The organism is Streptomyces virginiae (genome assembly GCF_000720455.1).
Classification (GTDB): Bacteria; Actinomycetota; Actinomycetes; order Streptomycetales; family Streptomycetaceae; genus Streptomyces; species Streptomyces virginiae.
Map to the genome: position 1 here is coordinate 244,105 of NZ_JOAK01000010.1, position 17,608 is coordinate 261,712.

General features: G+C 70.7%; 12 protein-coding genes. 8 read left to right on the forward strand and 4 right to left on the reverse strand.

Annotated elements, in window-relative coordinates; translation table 11 throughout:
- Window positions 1-2: 2 nt before the first annotated feature.
- The 5 genes from IG86_RS0117925 to IG86_RS0117945 are packed head-to-tail and all read left to right on the forward strand — an operon-like array spanning window position 3 to window position 4,657.
- The gene (locus IG86_RS0117925; RefSeq protein WP_030897915.1) at window positions 3-854 is read left to right on the forward strand and encodes a hypothetical protein; all 852 of its coding nucleotides are present in this window, start codon (window positions 3-5) and stop codon (window positions 852-854) included.
- A complete protein-coding gene (locus IG86_RS0117930; protein ID WP_234349143.1) occupies window positions 851-2,593 on the forward strand; it encodes a type IV secretory system conjugative DNA transfer family protein in 1,743 nt (580 codons plus the stop codon). Before IG86_RS0117925 ends, IG86_RS0117930 begins: the two co-directional genes overlap by 4 nt.
- A 56-nt stretch (window positions 2,594-2,649) precedes the next feature.
- The gene (locus IG86_RS38825) at window positions 2,650-3,282 is read left to right on the forward strand and encodes a hypothetical protein (RefSeq protein ID WP_051785254.1); all 633 of its coding nucleotides are present in this window, start codon (window positions 2,650-2,652) and stop codon (window positions 3,280-3,282) included.
- Between the two features lie 41 nt (window positions 3,283-3,323).
- Window positions 3,324-4,268 carry a hypothetical protein gene (locus tag IG86_RS0117940; protein ID WP_157854846.1) on the forward strand — a complete coding sequence of 315 codons (945 nt, stop codon included), beginning with the start codon at window positions 3,324-3,326 and terminating at the stop codon, window positions 4,266-4,268.
- Window positions 4,268-4,657 (forward strand): DUF4913 domain-containing protein, encoded by a 390-nt coding sequence (locus IG86_RS0117945; protein ID WP_030897926.1) that lies wholly within the window; start codon window positions 4,268-4,270, stop codon window positions 4,655-4,657. Before IG86_RS0117940 ends, IG86_RS0117945 begins: the two co-directional genes overlap by 1 nt.
- Window positions 4,658-5,599: 942 nt before the next feature.
- Here IG86_RS0117945 and IG86_RS0117955 read toward each other — a convergent pair.
- The 4 genes from IG86_RS0117955 to IG86_RS0117970 form a co-directional block, all read right to left on the reverse strand.
- Window positions 5,600-10,663: a hypothetical protein gene (locus tag IG86_RS0117955; protein WP_030897927.1), complete on the reverse strand. Its 5,064-nt coding sequence runs from the start codon at window positions 10,661-10,663 to the stop codon at window positions 5,600-5,602.
- Between the two features lie 42 nt (window positions 10,664-10,705).
- Entirely contained in the window at window positions 10,706-13,795 is a 3,090-nt protein-coding gene (locus IG86_RS0117960; RefSeq protein ID WP_030897929.1) for a caspase family protein, read from the reverse strand.
- Window positions 13,776-14,618 carry an alpha/beta hydrolase gene (locus tag IG86_RS38830; protein WP_037942646.1) on the reverse strand — a complete coding sequence of 281 codons (843 nt, stop codon included), beginning with the start codon at window positions 14,616-14,618 and terminating at the stop codon, window positions 13,776-13,778. Before IG86_RS38830 ends, IG86_RS0117960 begins: the two co-directional genes overlap by 20 nt.
- A gap of 182 nt (window positions 14,619-14,800) precedes the next feature.
- Window positions 14,801-15,649 carry a helix-turn-helix domain-containing protein gene (locus IG86_RS0117970; protein WP_037942649.1) on the reverse strand — a complete coding sequence of 283 codons (849 nt, stop codon included), beginning with the start codon at window positions 15,647-15,649 and terminating at the stop codon, window positions 14,801-14,803.
- Between the two features lie 139 nt (window positions 15,650-15,788).
- Between IG86_RS0117970 and IG86_RS0117975 the strand changes: the two genes are divergently transcribed.
- The 3 genes from IG86_RS0117975 to IG86_RS0117985 are packed head-to-tail and all read left to right on the forward strand — an operon-like array spanning window position 15,789 to window position 17,573.
- Window positions 15,789-16,514, forward strand: a complete 726-nt coding sequence (locus tag IG86_RS0117975) for an SDR family oxidoreductase (RefSeq protein WP_030897934.1) — start codon at window positions 15,789-15,791, stop codon at window positions 16,512-16,514.
- Complete coding sequence (locus tag IG86_RS0117980; RefSeq protein ID WP_078905944.1) at window positions 16,511-17,062, forward strand: nuclear transport factor 2 family protein; 552 nt, start codon at window positions 16,511-16,513, stop codon at window positions 17,060-17,062. Before IG86_RS0117975 ends, IG86_RS0117980 begins: the two co-directional genes overlap by 4 nt.
- A 10-nt stretch (window positions 17,063-17,072) precedes the next feature.
- Window positions 17,073-17,573, forward strand: a complete 501-nt coding sequence (locus IG86_RS0117985) for a hypothetical protein (protein WP_030821562.1) — start codon at window positions 17,073-17,075, stop codon at window positions 17,571-17,573.
- The last annotated feature ends 35 nt before the right edge of the window (window positions 17,574-17,608 follow it).

Here is a 17,608-nt window from a genome sequence, read left to right on the forward strand (position 1 = left end):
CAGTGACCACCGACGCCGGCCAGGTGCCGGCCACCCCGCTCTACACCATCACCCTCACCGGGTCCGGAGTCAGCATCGACGGAGAGCCGGTCGGCGTCCCCGCCGGCGACCTCCCGGCCGCCCGGCTGGCCGCGCTCGCGGAGATCCGCGTCCGCGCGGCGCTGCGGGGCCGGCCCGTCCGGGTCACGGCCAAGGAGCCGGACGGCTCGGCGTGGCCCCTCGTCGTCGACCCCGACGGCCACGTGACGACGCTGTCCGTGCCGCACCCCGTCGTGCCCCCGCCGGTCCGGGCCGGCGACGGCTCCGGCCGCTCGGCCGCGCCCGTCGCGCCCGCCGTGCCCTTCGTGCCCGAACCCGCCGTGACGTGGGGAGCGCCGCTGCCGGCCGCCCACCAGGAAGCCTGGGCGCGGCTCCTGGCGGCGCACGGGGCGGGGGACACCACCACCGCGATCGCCCTGGCGGAGCGGACCGAGGCCGCGCTGGAGGCCGAGTACGGGCCGCTGCACCCCTACACCGTGCAGGTCCTGAGCGCGCGGGCCTGGCTCGTACTGGGCCGGCGCGACGACCTGTCCGCCACCGTGCGGCTGCTCGTCCGGACCGCTCTGCGTCGCCGCCGGGCCGGAGCGGAGCCGAGAAGTGAGACCGCGCAGGTGGCGGGCAACGCCCATGCCGCGTGGCGCTCGTTGGCCGCGACGGACTCGCGCCGAGCCCTGGAGCTGAGCGGACCACTGACCGACATGCTCGAAGAACTCGGGTGGCCCGGCCACACCCAGGACGTCGTCCACTGGGTGGAGGAGACCACACGTCAGCGCACCCTCACGGAAGACCCTGCCTCCCCGGAAGGGAGAACATGACGATGGCCAACGAACAGCAGAAGGAGCCCCGTCCCGGCGACGCATGGGCGAAGGAGGCCGCGCTGATCGCCGCCGCGCTCCTGTTCGTCGCGTGCGGGGCCTGGATCGCCGCCGGCCTCGGCGCCGCCGCCGACGACGGCCCGGACCCCGGCAGCCTGGTCTCCTTCACCGTGGGGTTGGCCACGGGGGAGTACACCTGGCCCGGCGGCACTGCGAACGCCTACGTGGCGGGCGAGTTGCTGGTGCTCGCCGCGGCGGCCGTCGCCGCGTACCGGATCCGCCTGCGCCGACGCCGCAAGCCCGACGTCGACGGCGCGGCCCACCACCTCGCGCAGGGCGAGGAACTCGGCCGCCTCAGCGCCAAGGGCGCCGCCGCGACCGCCGCGCGCCTCGGGGTGCGAAGCCGTGCGCCCGGTGTCCTCATCGGCCGCTCGGTGCGCGGACGCCAGCCCCTGTACGGCTCCTTCGAAGACATGCACGTCGACATCTGGGGACCGCGCACCGGCAAGACCACCCGGCGTGCCATCCCCGCGATCCTCGACGCACCGGGCGCCGTGCTCGTCACCTCCAACAAGCGGGACATCGTCGACGCCACCCGCGGACCGCGCGGCGCACGGGGCGCCGTGTGGGTCTTCGACCCGCAGCAGGTGGCACAGGAGGGGCCCACCTGGTGGTGGAACCCGCTGTCCTACGTGACCGACGTGGCACGGGCCCGCAAGCTGGCCGAGCACTTCGCCTCGGGCTCCCGCGACGCCGACGCCTCCACCGACGCGTACTTCGACCCCGCCGGCCGGGACCTGCTCGCCAACCTCCTGCTCGCCGCCGCGACCGCCAAGGCGCCGATCACCCAGGTCTACAGCTGGCTCGCCAACCCGAAGGACGACAGCCCGGAGCGCATCCTGCGCGGCGCGGGGCACCACATGCCGGCGGACGCCCTGTTCGGTGTGATCACCGCGCCGGACAAGCAGCGCGGCGGCATCTACGGTGTCGCCCAGCAGATGGCCTCCTGCCTGGTCAACCCCGAGGTCAACAGGTGGGTGACGCCGGTGGCCGAGGACGACGACCGCCCGGAGCTGGACCCCGCCGAATTCGTCCGCGGTGAGGGCACCCTCTACTCGCTCTCGCGGGAGGGCAGCGACTCGGCGGGCCCGCTGGTGACGGCCCTGACCGTGGCCGTCGTCGAGGCCGCGGAGGAGTACGCCGGCTCCCAGCGCGGCGGCCGGCTGGCGAAGCCGCTGCTGGGCGTGCTGGACGAGGCGGCGAACGTCTGCCGCTGGCGCGCCCTGCCCGACCTGTACTCGCACTACGGCTCGCGCGGCATCGTCCTGATGACGATCCTCCAGTCCTGGGCGCAGGGCGTGGAGGTGTGGGGCGAGCGGGGCATGGAGAAGCTGTGGTCCGCCGCGAACGTACGGGTCTACGGCGGCGGTGTCTCCGACACCCGCTTCCTCGGCGACCTCTCCGAGCTGGCGGGGGAGTACGACGTCCGCGAGTTCACCGCGACCCGTGAGGCGGGGTTCGCCGGCTGGTCGGGCAACCGCACCGTGAACGAGTCCCACCGGCGCGACCGAGTCCTGAAGGTCTCCGACCTGGGCGCGATGCCCCCGGGCCGGGCGCTCGTCCTGGCCTCCGGAACCAAGCCGGTCCTGGTCGAGACGCTGCCCTGGTGGCAGGGACCGCACGCCGACGCGGTCAGGGCCTCACTGACCCGGCACGACCCGGGCGCCGCCCGAACCTGAGCACGCGTTCGACCGGGATACGTTCGTAAGAGCATCGAAAGAGCAAGGAGAGAGTGATGTTGACGGAAACGACGGGCCGCACCGCCCAGGATCTGACCGCGGAGCTGGAGAACTGGCGCGGGGTCGACTGGGTCTCGGTGTGGGACGGGCCGCCGCAGGGCGGGTCGCCGGAGTTCCGGGAGTGGTGCGAGCGGTACGGCTGGGTGCCGGAGACCTTCGACCGACAGCTGAACGTGACGACGCGCAGCGGTGGCAGCTGGACGTTCTCCGACGTCCTGGGCGGGCATTGGAGCCCGGTCAGGAGCGTCGACCACGACGCCTGGCAGGTCAGGGCCTCCGCCGCCGCCGAGAACGGTGAGGTGCTGTCCACCGCCGCCGAGACCTGGCCTGCGTACCTGCAGGCGGCCGAGGCGGTCCTGGGCACGCCCACCTGGACGGGCACCTGGGACGCCGAGGACTTCCCGGAGCCGCCGGAGCCCGGGTACTGGCCGGATCGGGAGTTCCGGCTGGAGAGCCGTCGGCCCTACCGGTTCGCCTACTGGAAGCCGGCAGGCGCGACGCGCGGTGAGCCGTACGTCGTGCTGAGCCAGTCCGTGTCCTTCCAGGTCTGGACCGCCGACATGCCAGGGGGTTCGACCATCTCGGTCGACGTCCACGCACCGTCTGAGTTCCTGCGGGCCCGCCGGTGACGAAGGCCGTACCTCCCACGCGCGAAGAGCTCGCGTCGGCCGTGGAGCGCCAGAACGAGTACGAGGCGAACGTCCCCCGCACGGGTCGTCAGGTGTCCGAGGTCCGGGACCGGATTCTCCGGGACTGGCGCGAGGCGAACGAGAAGGGCGAGGGCCATCCGGACGTCCAGTCCTTCATCAGGAGCGTCGCCGCGAACGCGTCGGTGACCAACGAGGATCGCGGCGACGTCCGGGCGTTCTGGTCCTACAAGTCCCAGCCGGAAGGCTCCAGCGAAGTGGTGGAGCACCGGTACGTGGCGCAGGCCTGTGGCGAGAGCCGGGGCTACCAGGTCTTGGAGGACAGTCCGGCGGGCCGCCGACTCGACTCCTACCACCTCTGGGAGCCCCAGGTCCGGCGGATGCTCACACGAGACTTCGACGTGCCGTCGAAGGAGGCCGTCGACCTCGCACCGGAGGTGTGGAGCACGGTCTCCCGCCGCTATGCCGAGGAGGCCAAGGGACCTGTCGTCGTCTTCGCCGCGGACATCGGAGAGAAGTCCGTCCTGGGCAAGGACGAACTCCCACAGCTGCTCGCGCACGAGCGGGTGGGCAAGGACGGCGTGGAATTCGCGCTGCCCGCGCCGCGCCACGGACACCTGCCGCCCGAGATCGACGAGTTGATCGCGGACGACCCCGTGCGCTGCCAGATACGCATGGAGGACTTCGACCCGAAGAAGACGACGCCGAAGGAGTTCGCGAAGAAACTCGCCGCCATCTCCGTGCCGGAGAACCGGCGGGCGGAGCACCAGGCCGCGATCTCACGGCTGATGTCGGCGGACAGCTACCCGGAGCTGAACGAGCCGCGCGGTCCGGACCGCGCGCACGGTTTCATGGTGGCGGTGGACATCCCCGACAGGGTGCCCTCGCAACGGCCCGCAGAGCACTTGGGCCACGGGGTGGTCAACCCCGTACCGGAACTCGCGCGCACCGCCGAGGTCGAGCGCTGATGCCCGCCGGTACCGGGGCGCGGGAAGCGCCCGCGGAGGGTACGGAGTTCCACTTCGCGGACGTCTTCGCGTTCGTCTCGGAGTATCTGGCGCCGACGGTCCGCCGCCGCCTGAACGGCACGTCGGCGACCTGGTGCCCCCGCTGGTGGGAGCACCCGGAGGCAGGCGCCAGGCTGGCCGCGCTGTGGCTGGCCTGGGAGCAGCTGCGCCTGGATCCCATGCTGGGGATGTCGACCTGGTGGCTGCACCACGCCGACCCCCACCTGCGGGTACTGACGGATCCGGACACTGGCCCGTTCGGCGCCTGCTCCCCCAGGGGCGGGCACACGGCCCACCCCTTCGATCCGCTGCCGGTCGACCCGTACGAACCGGGCGGCACCCGAGCCTGACGGGCCCGTGGGACCCGGAGCGGAGAACGGGTGGCTCTCGATCCCCGCCCGGCGTGTTCGTCTACGAAGAGTGGCGGCCGTGCGGGGGACCGTGCTGCGGCTCGGGGGCGGCGTTCGGGCGGGGCGGTGCTGGTCCGTGACACCGACGGCCCTGTGTCGAGGGCCCGAATTCACCGAGCGGGATACGTGCATGGCGTCATACATCTGTCACCGTGTGTGACTGATCGTCGCCCCCGGGCAGGCGGTCCGCCCGTCCGCACGTGCTCGAAGGTGAGGAGTCACATGTCACGCAGGCACCGCCCCAGGAAGATCGCGGCGTCGATCTCCGCGCTCACAGCCACCGCCCTCTTCGTCGCCGCCGTTCCCGCAGCCGCCCATGACGGGGCCGGCCACCCGACTGAAGCTGACGAAGCGGCCACTCTGGGGGCCGGGCATGCTCAGGAACATGCCAAGATCCGCGCGGCGGCCCAGGCTCTGGGCGGGTATTCCCAGCTCGCGCGGATCGAAAGTCTCAACGATCTGACCAGGTCCCAGGAGCTGGCGAACTCCAAGTTCCACCCCAAGGCGTACGGGCAGTTCGCGGATTACTTCCCATCGCCCGACTTCGCCGCCCACATCGCCATGCTGCCCACCGGCAAGGTGCTGCTCTTCTCCTGCGAGCGGGTGGAGGCCGACCCCAGGGGGCCGGACGCGTTCACCAGGAGACGGTTCTCGACCAGCTGTTGTCCGACCTGGTGTGACGGCGTGCAGCGTCTGGCCGGCCGTGACGCTCCATGCGTCTGCAGCATTGCTCACCGTCGCGAAGGGCGCCCGACCCGGTTGGCGGCTCTTCCCACGGCTTGTCAGTACGTGGCCGAGGGGCGTGGGCGTACCGGTGGGGGCAGCTTCGACGCTGCCGCACTCCGCCTCCTCGCAGGCGGAGTGCAGGCGCGACGGGGTCGGTCAGCGGCGGTCCAGGAGACCACCTGGTCCGAACAGGCTGGGCCGGGCTTCCTCCGCCGGGTTGCGCATCTGGTTGAGGAGGGAACGCAGTTCCTGTCGCCAGGGATCGACCGAGTGGACGCGTGACTGCAGCCGTCGTTCGACGGACGGCTTCAGCGCAAGGAGGAGCTGGTGCATTTCCTCGTGGTCCTGTGCAGTGCGGTATGCGAGGGCCAGTACGCCGAGTGACGCCTCCGCGCTGAGACTCCAGTACGTCTCGTTGACCGAAGGGTCCTCCAGACGGCCGGTGCGAGCGCATGCGATCAGCGCCATGGTCGTGAGCTCGGCCTGACACCATGTGCGGGACGACCGTTGGAACGCGGGAAGCGCCTCGTCCAGGGCAGCCTGCTTCCAGGAGGAGTCGGGCAGCCAGGCGGCCGCCCAGCTCACCTCCGCCCCGTAGGCGCCGTTGACGGGGAGGCTCGGGGCTACATGCGGGAGCAGGTGCTCCTGGCCCACCTCGTGGAGGGCTTGCGCAGCCCAACCGATGGTTTTCCAGTGGACTTCGGGGGAGACGACGAGGTGTCGCCGCAGGAACGACTCCAGCACGCGGCTCGTCGCGACTCCGAAGGCGTCGACGTCCCCACGGTTCAAGGCGTGCAGCCGCCGTAGGAATTGAGCGGATCCACTCAGGCCCAGCCGTTGGGCCAGGACGGGGTGCCCCTCAGTGCTGATCCTGTCGACGAGGGCGTGGGCCAGGTCCCGTTGACCCGTCAGCGTCAGAATGTGCAGGAGGCCGGGCACTTCCTTCACGTCCGCCGCGCTCCCGAGGCCGAGCCGGCTCAGGAGCTTGCCGGGGTCGACGCTGGCCGCGATCTCATGTCCCCACTGCTCGTCCCAGATGTAGGTCAGCTTCAACAGATCGCGGACCGCACGGGGACTCGCGAGATGGGAAACGATCTTCAGCCACTTCTCGTAGACCAGTGCCTTCATCCAGGCCAGATTGCCTTGCCCGGGGAGCACACCGAGTCCTGCGAGCTGTCTGCCGATCCTGCCCTGGTTGCTGGGGTCCTGCTCGTACTGGAACTCCTCCGTGAAGGTCGTCCACGCGTGGTGGAACTGGCGTAGGACCTCGAGCAGCCGCCGCCCCTGCCCCGGCTGGATCAGATCGACCGAGTGCAGGAGATTGGCCAGCTGGTCCGGTGTCGACACCGACCGCATGACGGAATCCTGCAGGTAGCTGGACTGCCCGTCCTCCGCCGTCCGGTCCAGCTCGTGGATGACGGTGGTCGCCAGGACGGGATCGAGCTTCCGGAGGTTGTCGAGCGCCTGGACGAGAGCCGCCGTGGTCGGGGTCTTGCGGATCTCGTCGGCCCAGTCCCAGGAAGGAACGGACTGCTTGAACCGCGACAGCAGCAGCGCCTGCGCGTTCTCCTCCCCGCTCATGCGCAGGGTCGTCGCGGTGGCCCGAAGACGCTGCGCCACCGAATCCGGGCTGGCCGGAACGAGGGAGACGAGCAGGCGGTCCATGTCGAACCTGGCCCTGTAGCGCTGGGGGATGTCCGGGTGGACCGCACGGGCCAGCTGGTGCAGGGCGGTGAAGGTCTCCGCCTTCAGCCCCGGCTCGGTCATCCGCTTGGCGAGGGGCAGGGGATCGAGTGCTTCGGAGAGCTTGGTGAGCAGCTCTTCACCGAAATAGTCGTCTCCGACGAGCAGCAGTCCCAGCGGGGCTGCCCATGGCCGGTGCAGCCGGTAGGAGGAGCCGATCGACTCGACGATCAGATGGAACGCACTGTCTTCGACGCGGCGCCGGTAGTCGGCCTCGGCTTCCCAGAGACCGCGCAGGAAGTAGTAGAGGACGGACGGCCGACGTTCGTCGTCCAGAAGCTCAAGGGCGAACTGCTCGCCCAGATGTGCCGCCAGTGTGCCCGCGAAGGTCTGAGCGGTATGGCAGTACAGCTCATCGACCCGGTGGGTGGTCGACAACAGCCTGCCCGCACCCTTGCCGTCGGTCAGTTTGCGTACCCGGTTGGCCAGTGCCCGCGCCAGGGAGGCGTCGGCTTCGATGACGCCATCGGCTTCGCGGTACAGCAGGAACCGGACGGTCACGCTGTGGATCCTCGAGAGCACGGAAATGAGTTGAGCGGCCTCGGACGGCGCTGCTTCCCGCAGCAGCGCGCGGAACTGCTCCGTGGCACGCACCTTGTTGAGCATCTTGGTGCAGAAGCCTCGGTGATTGCGTGCCAGGTCGCTCAGGGCCAGACTCACCTCCGCGGCGGTCGCACGCCCGAGCGCTGCCCTCACCTGGAGTTCGTAGGAGCCGATGAGCTGGTCCCAGTCGATGTCCCGACCGTTGAAGTGGAGCTGCAGGGAGAGCCAGCCGACCACGACACCGAACCTCGCGTTGGCGGGCGGCCGGTGGTCCAGGACGTCCTGGATCTCCTGGCATCCCTCCAGCGGGCGTCGATGCTGCTGGGCATTCCGGTCCGGCATCCTTCGGTGGCAGCGGCTCAGCAGGACGTCGAGCTTGCGCACGTGAATGAGATCCTCGGCCACGAGGGGACGGATGTCCCGCACGAGGGCGTCAGTGGATCTGATGAGCAGCGCCGGGGATTCGGCGTGGTACAGCCGGAACACCTTACGGGCCAGGTGGTATCGGTCCTCGACCGAGGCCGGCCTGTTCAGCACGGCTTCGAGCCCTTCCCCGGGCTTCCCCAGCCATTGCACCAAGGCCTCGAACTCTTCGAACTGCTGTGCGTGGTGCTGGTATCGGGAGATGAGTCGCAGAACGGATGACATGGTGCGGGCGGTCAGGCCCTCGGCGTCGGGCACCCGCTTGAGGATGCCCGGGAGCCTGGTCGGCACCCAGTTCGGTTCGAGGTAGCGATCGCAGACCGTCAGGACCGTGCAAACCGCGGAAACCTGACCGGTTTGCGTCCACTGCGCCACGGCGTCGCGTACGGCGGACTTGGAGAAGAGTTCCGCCATGAGGATGGAGTCGTACGCATGGCAGGTGCGCAGCAGACTGATCAGCTGATGCGGTCGATCGTCGCCGAACAGCTTCAGCAGGTACGACTCCAAGGGAGCCGACATGCTGGCCAGGACGGCGGCCGCAGCGTTCCCCTCGTCCTTGTCCGGGGCCGCTGTCAGTTCCTTGAGGACCTTCCGGGCGTAGTGACGGCTGGGAATCCTGACCAGGCCCATGGAGCGGCGGGCACCGAACCGGTTGAGCGTCTCGGGGGACAGCGCGGACACGTAGTCCTCGGGTACCACGTCACCCAGTTGCGAGACTGCGGCCAACAGCCGTAGCGCCTCCGCTTCCGCCGGGCCGACCTGGGAGAGAGCGCCGGCCGGGTCCGACGGGGGTGAGTCTGCCTGGGGCGAGGACCGATCGCCCGTCTGCTTGGACGACTCCTCCCGCATGGAGCGGCTGAGCAGCCACAGGTCTCCCCTGGCCGCCTCCAGCAGCGTCGGCAGGGCGTCCGCTGCCCCGCCGTACACCTGCGGGTGTTCGTCAGCCATCTGCACGGCGAGCGCCCCGACCTCGCTCTGGCCGACCACGGCCGTCATCGGCGAGACGTTGTTGGAGTCCCACTCCACTCCGGAACCCTCGGAGAACCGTGTGAGCGCGAGTACGCCGACGCCGACCTCTCCCACCAGGGCGGAGACCACGCGTCCGACGTCGCCCCGCTCCAACGGGTGCAGGTCTTCGATCACCACAAGGGTCTTGACTCCGGGGACGATCCCGGTGAGATGCATCGCGGAGCGGACGATCGCCGGCAGGTCCCCGGGCAGGGGCAGTTGTTTGTCGGCCGGTGCCACGGCGAGTATCCGCCAGCGTTGTCCTTCCAGCCTGGAGGCCAACTGGCGGGCGATCACACTCTTGCCGCTGTTCGCCGGACCGCCGAGAACCATCCCCTGCTTCGGCTGGAGAAGGAGTTGCCCGTGAAGCGAAGCCACCTGCGAGGACTCCACGAGTGGCGGCTCGTCAGGGTCTTCCTGCCATACCAGGGCGTCCTGAACGTCGCGGGATTCGGGGGTCGCGTAGACGATGCTCCAGCGCTGTGCCTGAAGGCTTTCGGAGTGCCACCGGTCCTGGACGCCGTCCCACTCGGAGCCCCACAGGAGTTCGGCCGCCCCGTTCAGGGAGCGCTCCGCGGACGTCCGCGGAGCACCGCCTTCCTCCAGGGTCCACCCTCCCGCACTGCAGCTGAGGACCGCCATCCCCGAGGCGCGGACCGTCTCCCAGAGGTGCAGGTCCTCCGGAGCGGTCCACTGGCCCTCGGGTGTGATGCCGGCCATGACGAAGACGTTCTTGCGTGCGGGAGAAGGGAGCCCCGTTTCTTGGGCGAGGTAGGTCAGCGCCACGGCCGCGGCGCTGACGCCGTCCTGGGCCGCGGAGGGCGAGTGCAGCCCGGGCGACGTGAAGGAGACCGTGATGCGCGGCGGCTGCGCCCGCCCCCGGGTCACCGCGAGGCGGCAGGCCTGGACCAACGCCAGCTGGGCCTCGGTCTCGAATATCTCACCGGTCGCCGACCAGGGCGGGCTCCCCTCCGCACTCTGCTTGTCGTCCGGCGGGGCTTCCGCCAAGGAGGGGGAGAGCGCGGAGAACTCCGGCGTCAGGGTTGCGATCGCGGACCAGCCGCCCGCCGGCCGCAGCAACGTGTGAATGGCCTCGGGACCCTCGGGGTGGGGTGTCGGCGGCGCCGTTCGTGACGTGCCGCCGGAGGAGCTGAGCCGCTCGGCCCGTGCGACGAAGTCGTACAACTTGTCGACCAGTCCGGCTTCCCGCAGGGCCAGCAACTGGGGCTGCAGCCCTGTGGATCCGGGCTCCATGTCCTCGGCCAGCAGCGCGCCCACGCCGCTCAGCTGCTCCCTGGGCCCTTCGTAGCGGAGCGAGTCCAGGGGGAGCGGCGCGTCCGCCGTGAGCAGGTGCGTACGAGCGACGAGGGTCCGCACGAGCTGGAGCGCTTCGACGGGCGAGCCTCCCGGGCGCTGGGTGAGCGCCGCAATCGCGTGCAGCACGAGGAGGGTGTCGTATGTGGTGCGTTCGGCGGTCGGCTCGGTCGTGGTGCTGTCCGGCAAACTCTTTTCCCCCTGAGTCGATGCGGCTGTGTCGAGCAGTCGTCAGAATGTGATGCGTGCTGTACCGCGGTTGGTGCAGACGACGAGCCGGCCCGCGTCTTCCAGGTCGGCAGCCTTGATCTGGATGCCCAGGTCCGCCGAGACCGCAGCGAGACCCGGAGAGGCCGGGTCGAGTGGGGTGAGGCGCACGATGCCGTCGAGGCTGGTGGTCAGCAGCAGTGCGCCTTCGGCGATGCGGCGCACCTTCATGGAGGTCACGGGCTGGTCATGTCGTGTGATGCAGTGCTGGTCCGTGCCGTACGCACTGCTGCGGAAGACGGTGCCGTCGTTGCTCGCCGTGAGGACATCGCCCTCGTACGACGCGATGTGAGTGAGCGCTTGGCGCTGCGGCGTCATGAACGTACGCTGCAGCGTGCCGTTCGGTGCCCACACCGCCACCTCGCCCGAGGAGCAGCCCACGGTCCAGCCCAGTTCTGGGAGTGCCAAGGTGGCCACCGAGGCCAGGACCAGTCCGCCCGTGTCGACGGGCAGGTCGCTGACGCCGGCCAGCCCGTAGCGCCGCCACGCGTGTGCCGTGGCCACCAGCAGCCCTTCGGTACCCACCTCACAGGCGACGATGCGGTCCGCGAAGGGGCGGGGGTCATCCATGGCATAGCGCTGACCAGTACCCAGGTCGTGGAGGACGACCCCGCCGTTCCAGGTGCCGAGGGCGGCGAAGGGCTTGCCGTTGAGCAGGCCGGCGCTCAGCGCGGAGACCGGGTCGTGCACTCCGGAGACCGGGTCGCCCACCGCCTCCAGCTCGCGCAGTCCGAGCCGGTCCCGCTCGCCGACCAGGGCGCCTCCGTCCTGTGTGCCGACGACGAGGAAGCTGCCGCCACGAACAACCGGCACACCTGTGACCGCGTCGGTCGGTACCCGGTGCACCCACGTGCTGTTCCAAAGCTTCTGCTTGCCCCCGGTGTTGCGCGCGAGTTCGGTCTGTTGGTGCGCCTGGGCGAGGAACTCCAGCCGCGATACGTCGGCCTCGTCCTCCCGGTTGCTGCTCCGCAGCAGGTCCATCAGCTCCCGCACGGCACGGGCCCGTGGCGTGCCGGCCAGTGTCAGGGCGCGCCGCAGGCGCATCGGGTCGACGGAAAGAAGGAAGTCCGGGTCCGTGAGGAAGTCGTCCAGCAGCCCGGCGCGTTGGGCGTGCTCGGCGAAGTTGCGGCGCGTGTAGTCATCGGCGGCCGACCACTGGGGCTTGCGGTCCGGACCTGTGCCCAGTGCCTCGACCAAGGCACTGGTGAAAGCGGCATGCGCCTGTGCGGTGTCGTACTGCTGAGCGAGGAAGGAGGCGAACTCCTCACGCCGCAGGCGCCATCCGGCTGTGTTCGCGCTGCTCTGCGCGTCGGTGATGAACTCCTCCGCCGCGTGCAGGAGGCGATCGAGCGCATCGTGGTCCACCCGCCGGGCGGTGAGCCGCTGGACGACGTCGATCCACAGCGAGAAGTTCGGCATGCCGGCGCCCAGAGCCAGCGCCAGGGGCGTCAGCAGATCCTTGGCCCATGCGGGATCGTCCCGCTCCACACGGGCCAGCTGCTGCTCGAAGACGTCCACCACGGAGGTCTGCACTGCGGCCTCGTCTTGTGTCGGCTCTCGTCCTGCCAGATCGATGGAGAACAGATATGCCCGGAGGAAGGAGGTGTGGGACCGTTCGCGAACCCCTGCGGCGAGGTGTTCGAGCTGCTGCTGAGGCATGTCCTTGTGCAGAGACCCCTGGCGGCGGGCAAGGATGGTGCGAGAGAGCAGTTCGATGTCCTCAGGCTCGAAGTACTCGGGGCCGGCGAGCGGTATCTCGCGCGCGCCCAGCCTGCTGAGGGGCGTCTCGGCGGCGACCACCAGGCGAATCGTGTCTATCGCGCTCAGCGGCAGGAGCACCTTCTCGATGAACTCCTGGAGGGCCGTGGGGTCTCCCACGTCGACGGCGTCGGTGGGGCCCACCCGGTTCACCGAGTCGATGAGGAGGCCCCTGGGAGCGGGCAGGGCATCCAGCGCCCGGAAGAACGCTTCGGGATCGTCCTGGTAGGGCACTCCCAGTTCGTTTCCGATCTCTTCCAGGACGAGGTCCCAGACGAGGCCGTACGCCTGCACCAGCGCGACGCTGCCACGGGGCACCCCGATCACGTCGGAGCCCGCGGCGGTCGGCAGGGGCTGTCCCTCCGAAGCCGCGGCGAGAGCGGCGAGCAAGGTGGACTTGCCCGAGCCGGCATGGCCCGTCACCACGATGGGGCGTCGGTCGGGGTCGGTTCCGCTCACGTGCGGGACCAGTTCCCCCAGGGCGCGCTTACGGCCGCAGAAGGCCCAGCCGAAGCCCTCCGTGGCCTCGGGCATGTACTGCGGGCGGCGCTTGCGGAAGCGTGGGTTGGGGAAGGCGCGCAGCGGACGCTTGCCCACGCTGCTGGGGGTGTGGCACAGGACCGACTGGCCGACCCTTCCCAAGCGGTGGTTCATGTCCCGGCAGAGGACGGCGGCTTCGACGTACTGCAGGCTGTTCGGTACTCCGGGGCTCTTCAGGGACGCAGAGAAGGCGTCCGCGAAGGCCAACTGGTGGGCCTCCTCGTTGCGGCCCGCGGCGGTGATCAGGTAGACGTCGGGGCCGATGTTTCCGATCTTGGCGATGCTCTCCTCCAGATGGAGGAAGGCGTCCCCGGCCGACCCGGATTCGCAGGCGTCGAACATGACGACCACCTGGTCCGGACCGGGTTGGTTGACGAGGCTCGCGATCTCGTGCGCCGAGATGCTGGTGGCGAAGTCCTCGCTGGTTCCGCAGGTGCCCTTGAAGGTGGCCAGCCGGTAGTCGGCATTGGTGGTGTATCCGTGTGCGGAGTAGTACAGCACCACGGCGTTCGGGTGGGCTCCTGCCTCCTCGCCGCCCATGGCCCGGCCCACCGCGCGCTTGAGGTCAGCGGGTGTGGGGTCGAGCGAGACATCGTCGAGCACTTCCAAGCCGACGTCCTTGAAAACGCTGCGGACGAGCGCGACCTCCTGCGGCACGTAGGGAAGCGGCTCCAGGCCCGCCCCGTACAGCTGGGTGCCGGTGACGACGCAGACGCGGCGGAGCCCGTCCCGGGCCTCAGGCCGCGCCGAGGCCATCCGCGATCCCCTTCGCGGCCTCAGCGGTCGTGAGATAGCGAAGGACGGAGTGCATGGCGAACCGGCCGTTGCGGACCGGCATGTCCTCGATGTCCTTGCCGAAGAGCGGGGCCAGCTCTTTGACGAGGGCGACCGGGTCCTCCACGGCGGCGATGTTGATCCAGCGTCGAACGCCCGGCCACTGCGCTTCCTGACCCTGCACCAGTGGGGGCCGTAGCCGGGACGAGATGGCACCGAGCCCGAGTGGCGACCCCAAGGTGATCAGGGTGTCGACCTCCCACTCCGGATGGGCGCACAGCGCTTCGTATGCGACCAGGCTGCCGAGCGAGTGGGCCACGACGACCCGCGTGTCAGAGGTGACGACGCCATCCCAACGGGCTTGTACGGCCTCGCGAAGGGCTTCCTCGGTCAGGTACCGGTGTACCTGCTTGATCATCCAGATGATGGCCTTGGCGGGGACGTCGCCCAGCAACTTGCTGCGTTCCAGGCGCCTGAGCAGGCTCTGCACGGCGCCCTTCGTGCCGGCCTGCGCTGCCTCCGTGTTCTCGGCGAGGGCGCGTAACAGTTCCAGCTCGAGGTCGGCGCGGAGGTCGACGGGCCCGTAGTTGGGAAGGCCGGCGAACTCGTCCGGGCCGGTGGCGCTCTTGGACCCGGCGGAGCGGAAGCAGTTCCCGTAGTAGACGGCTGCCACGCCCGTCTCCTCCACCGGCTCGAAGCCGGTGTCGATCATGCCGGTCCGAAGCGCCTTGTACCACTCGGAGTGCATGCCGTCGCGATGCTGGTACGTGTAGCCGATTCCATGGCACATCACGACCTTCGCCATGCTTGTCCTCTCGCCACGACGGGGGCGCGCGTCAGTGGCACCCGACGGCAGCAGGGTAGCGGTGAAACAGCAGCAATGTCGGCCAAGTCGGCAGGGAGGCCGCAGACTTCGGATGCCCCGCCGACGCCGAGCGGTACGAGGCCCGGCAGCAGGGCTGCCGGTCCGACGGCCGAGGTGCCGCCCTACCCTCCGGTGCGGGAAGGATCCGTACCGAGCCGGGTGAGGGCCTCGGCCGTCGGGGTGCCGGGGGCGGGCTGGTAGACGATGAGTTGCTGGCCCGGGGCGGCGCGGACGTCGAAGGACTGGTAGGTCAGGGTGAGGGGGCCGGCCACCGGGTGGTGGAGGTGCTTCGCGTCCTGGGTCTTGGTCAGGACGTCGTGGGTGGTCCACAGGCGGGCGAAGTCGGGGCTGCGGGCGGTGAGGGTCCGGACGAGGTCGCGCAGGCGGGCGTTGTCCGGGGCGATGCCGGTGGCCGCGCGCAGGTGACCCGCCGTGGCCCGGGACGTGGAGGTCCAGTCCGGGTAGAAGTGGCGGGCCGCCGGGTCGAGGAAGACCATGCGGGCCAGGTTGTCCGCCGGTGAGAACGGCGAATGCAGGGCCAGGGCGCAGGCGTTGGCCGCCAGGATGTCCAGGGCGGTGCTGACGACGAAGGCGGGGCAGTCCGAGAAGCCGTCGAGGAGCCGGCGCAGGGCCGGGTCGACCCGGTCGTGGGCCGGGCGGTCGGCCGGGCGCGAGCCGGCCAGGCGGTGCAGGTGGGCGTGGGCGTCGGGGCGCAGGCGCAGGGCGTGTGCGAGCGCGTCGAGGACCTGGGCCGAGGGGTGGCGCTCGCGACCCTGTTCCAGGCGGGCGTAGTAGTCCACGTTCACGTCGGCCAGGACGGCGACCTCCTCGCGGCGCAGACCGGCGACCCTGCGTACGCCGTGGCTCGCCATGCCGACGTCCTGGGGTCGCAGGGCCGCCCTGCGCGCGTGGAGGAACTCGCCGAGGGCCCGGTCGGCTGCCCGGTCGGCCGTGGTCGTCGTCGGGGTCATGGCCCCAGGTTAGGCCGTGGGGGTGGGCCCTGCCCGGGTGTGCCGCACCCTGGCAACGCGCGTCCTGGTCGGCCCCCTTCCGCTCGCGAAGACTCGGTCGGGCAGGACGGACCTGCGACCGTTCGAGGGGTAGGGCAGCATGACCAAGGTCGTGGCAATCACCGGAGCGAGCAGCGGGATCGGGGAGGCGACCGCCAGGCGGCTCGCCGCCGACGGGCACCGTGTGCTCCTCGGGGCGCGGCGCACCGAGCGGCTCGAAGCGCTGAGCAAGGAGATCAACGCCGCCGGCGGTGCCGCGGCGTACCGGCGGCTCGACGTGACGGACGCCGCCGACGTGCGGGCCTTCGTGGCCGCGGCGGGCGAGCGGTACGGGCGGCTGGACGTGATGGTCAACAACGCCGGGGTGATGCCGCTCTCGCCGCTGGACGCGCTCGCGGTGGACGAGTGGGACCTGATGATCGACGTGAACGTACGGGGAGTGCTGCACGGGATCGCCGCAGCCCTGCCCGTGATGCGGGCCCGGCGCGCCGGGCACATCGTGAACATCGCCTCGGTGGGCGCCTACGAGGTGTCGCCCACCGCCGCCGTGTACTGCGCCACCAAGTTCGCCGTACGGGCCGTCTCCGAGGGGCTGCGGCAGGAGTCCGGCGGTGACGTACGGGTCACCCTCGTCTCCCCGGGGGTGACCGAGTCCGAACTCGCCGACCACATCAGCGACCCGGCGGCGAGGGAGGCCATGCGGGCCTACCGCGCCGTGGCGCTGCCGGCCTCCGCCGTCGCGGACGCCATCGCCTACGCGGTGTCCCAGCCGCCGGAGGTCGACGTCAACGAGATCGTCGTCCGTCCCGCCGCGAGCGCGCAGTGACCGCCCCGGCGGATGACGGCGGCCTGGTCCGCCGGCTGCGCGTGCTGGAGGACAAGGAGGCACTGCGCTGCCTGCTGGTCCGTGGGTGGCGGGCGCTGGACGGCAAGGACTGGGCGACCTGGGCCGAGTGCTGGGCCGAGGACGCGGTGCTGGAGTTCGGGCCGTGGGGGGAGATACGCGGCAGGGAGGCGATCCGGGAGCAGGTGGAGGAGGCGGAGGCGCCCTTCCCGAGCATGCAGCACCACATCCTCAACACGCACTTCGAGGTGGACGGGGACCGGGCGACCGGCATCGGCTACATGTGGTTCGTCGCCGTCACGGGCAACGGGGCGCCCTCCGCCCCGTACTCCATGGGAGGCCCCTACGACTGGGAGTTCCGCCGGGCCCCGGACGGCGGCTGGCGCCTGGTCCGCCAGAGGCTCGGCGTCTGGTGGACCGCCGGGGAGGAAACCGGCCCCGAAGCCTTCCGCCGGCGCGCCGTTGCGTCGATCTCGTCGCGCGGGCGGGGCCCGACAATGGACGGGATGCCCCAAGCGCACGAGAGCTGAGGAACGGTCGATGGAGTCGTACGCCTGCCCGCCCGCCGAGGACCCGCTGTTCGGAACGGTCACCGTCGAACTCGACCATGAGGCGGGCACGCTCGTCGTGGACGGTGACGGGGTGCCGCGGGCCGAGGTGCGGCGGGTCGGCGGTGCGGCGGTGGAGAGCCACGTGCCGATCGGGACGCGGGACCCCGAACGCCTGGTGATGGACGTCGGGGGAGCGGAGGTGGGGCTGCGGCCCGCCAAGGGGTTCCTGACGCGCGGGTCCTACCGGGTCGACGTCGGCGAGCACCGGTTCGTTCCCGTCTCGCTCGACGGCAGCCGGCTGTCGCGGGGCGGTGTGGCCCTCGGGGTCTTCGTGTCGACCGGCGACGGGCGGGTGAGCGCCGAGTGGGAGGAGGGGCGGCCGGAGGCGTACGACGCGGCCGTCGGGTACGCGCTCGCCGCGGCGTTCGGGACCGGCGCCGAGCCCATGTGGAAGCTCACCCTGGACGCGGTACTGGAGTTGTGGCCCTGAAAACCGGAAACCGGAAATTGGCCACCTGTTCATCC

Excerpts from the sequence above, each read along its gene's own strand:
- IG86_RS38825 (WP_051785254.1), top strand. The coding sequence starts at position 2,650 with ATGTTGACGGAAACGACGGGCCGCACCGCCCAGGATCTGACCGCGGAG.
- IG86_RS0117960 (WP_030897929.1), bottom strand. The coding sequence starts at position 13,795 with ATGGCCTCGGCGCGGCCTGAGGCCCGGGACGGGCTCCGCCGCGTCTGC.
- IG86_RS0117970 (WP_037942649.1), bottom strand. The coding sequence starts at position 15,649 with ATGACCCCGACGACGACCACGGCCGACCGGGCAGCCGACCGGGCCCTC.
- IG86_RS0117975 (WP_030897934.1), top strand. The coding sequence starts at position 15,789 with ATGACCAAGGTCGTGGCAATCACCGGAGCGAGCAGCGGGATCGGGGAG.
- IG86_RS0117985 (WP_030821562.1), top strand. The coding sequence starts at position 17,073 with ATGGAGTCGTACGCCTGCCCGCCCGCCGAGGACCCGCTGTTCGGAACG.
- IG86_RS38830 (WP_037942646.1), bottom strand. The coding sequence starts at position 14,618 with ATGGCGAAGGTCGTGATGTGCCATGGAATCGGCTACACGTACCAGCAT.
- IG86_RS0117945 (WP_030897926.1), top strand. The coding sequence starts at position 4,268 with ATGCCCGCCGGTACCGGGGCGCGGGAAGCGCCCGCGGAGGGTACGGAG.
- IG86_RS0117930 (WP_234349143.1), top strand. The coding sequence starts at position 851 with ATGACGATGGCCAACGAACAGCAGAAGGAGCCCCGTCCCGGCGACGCA.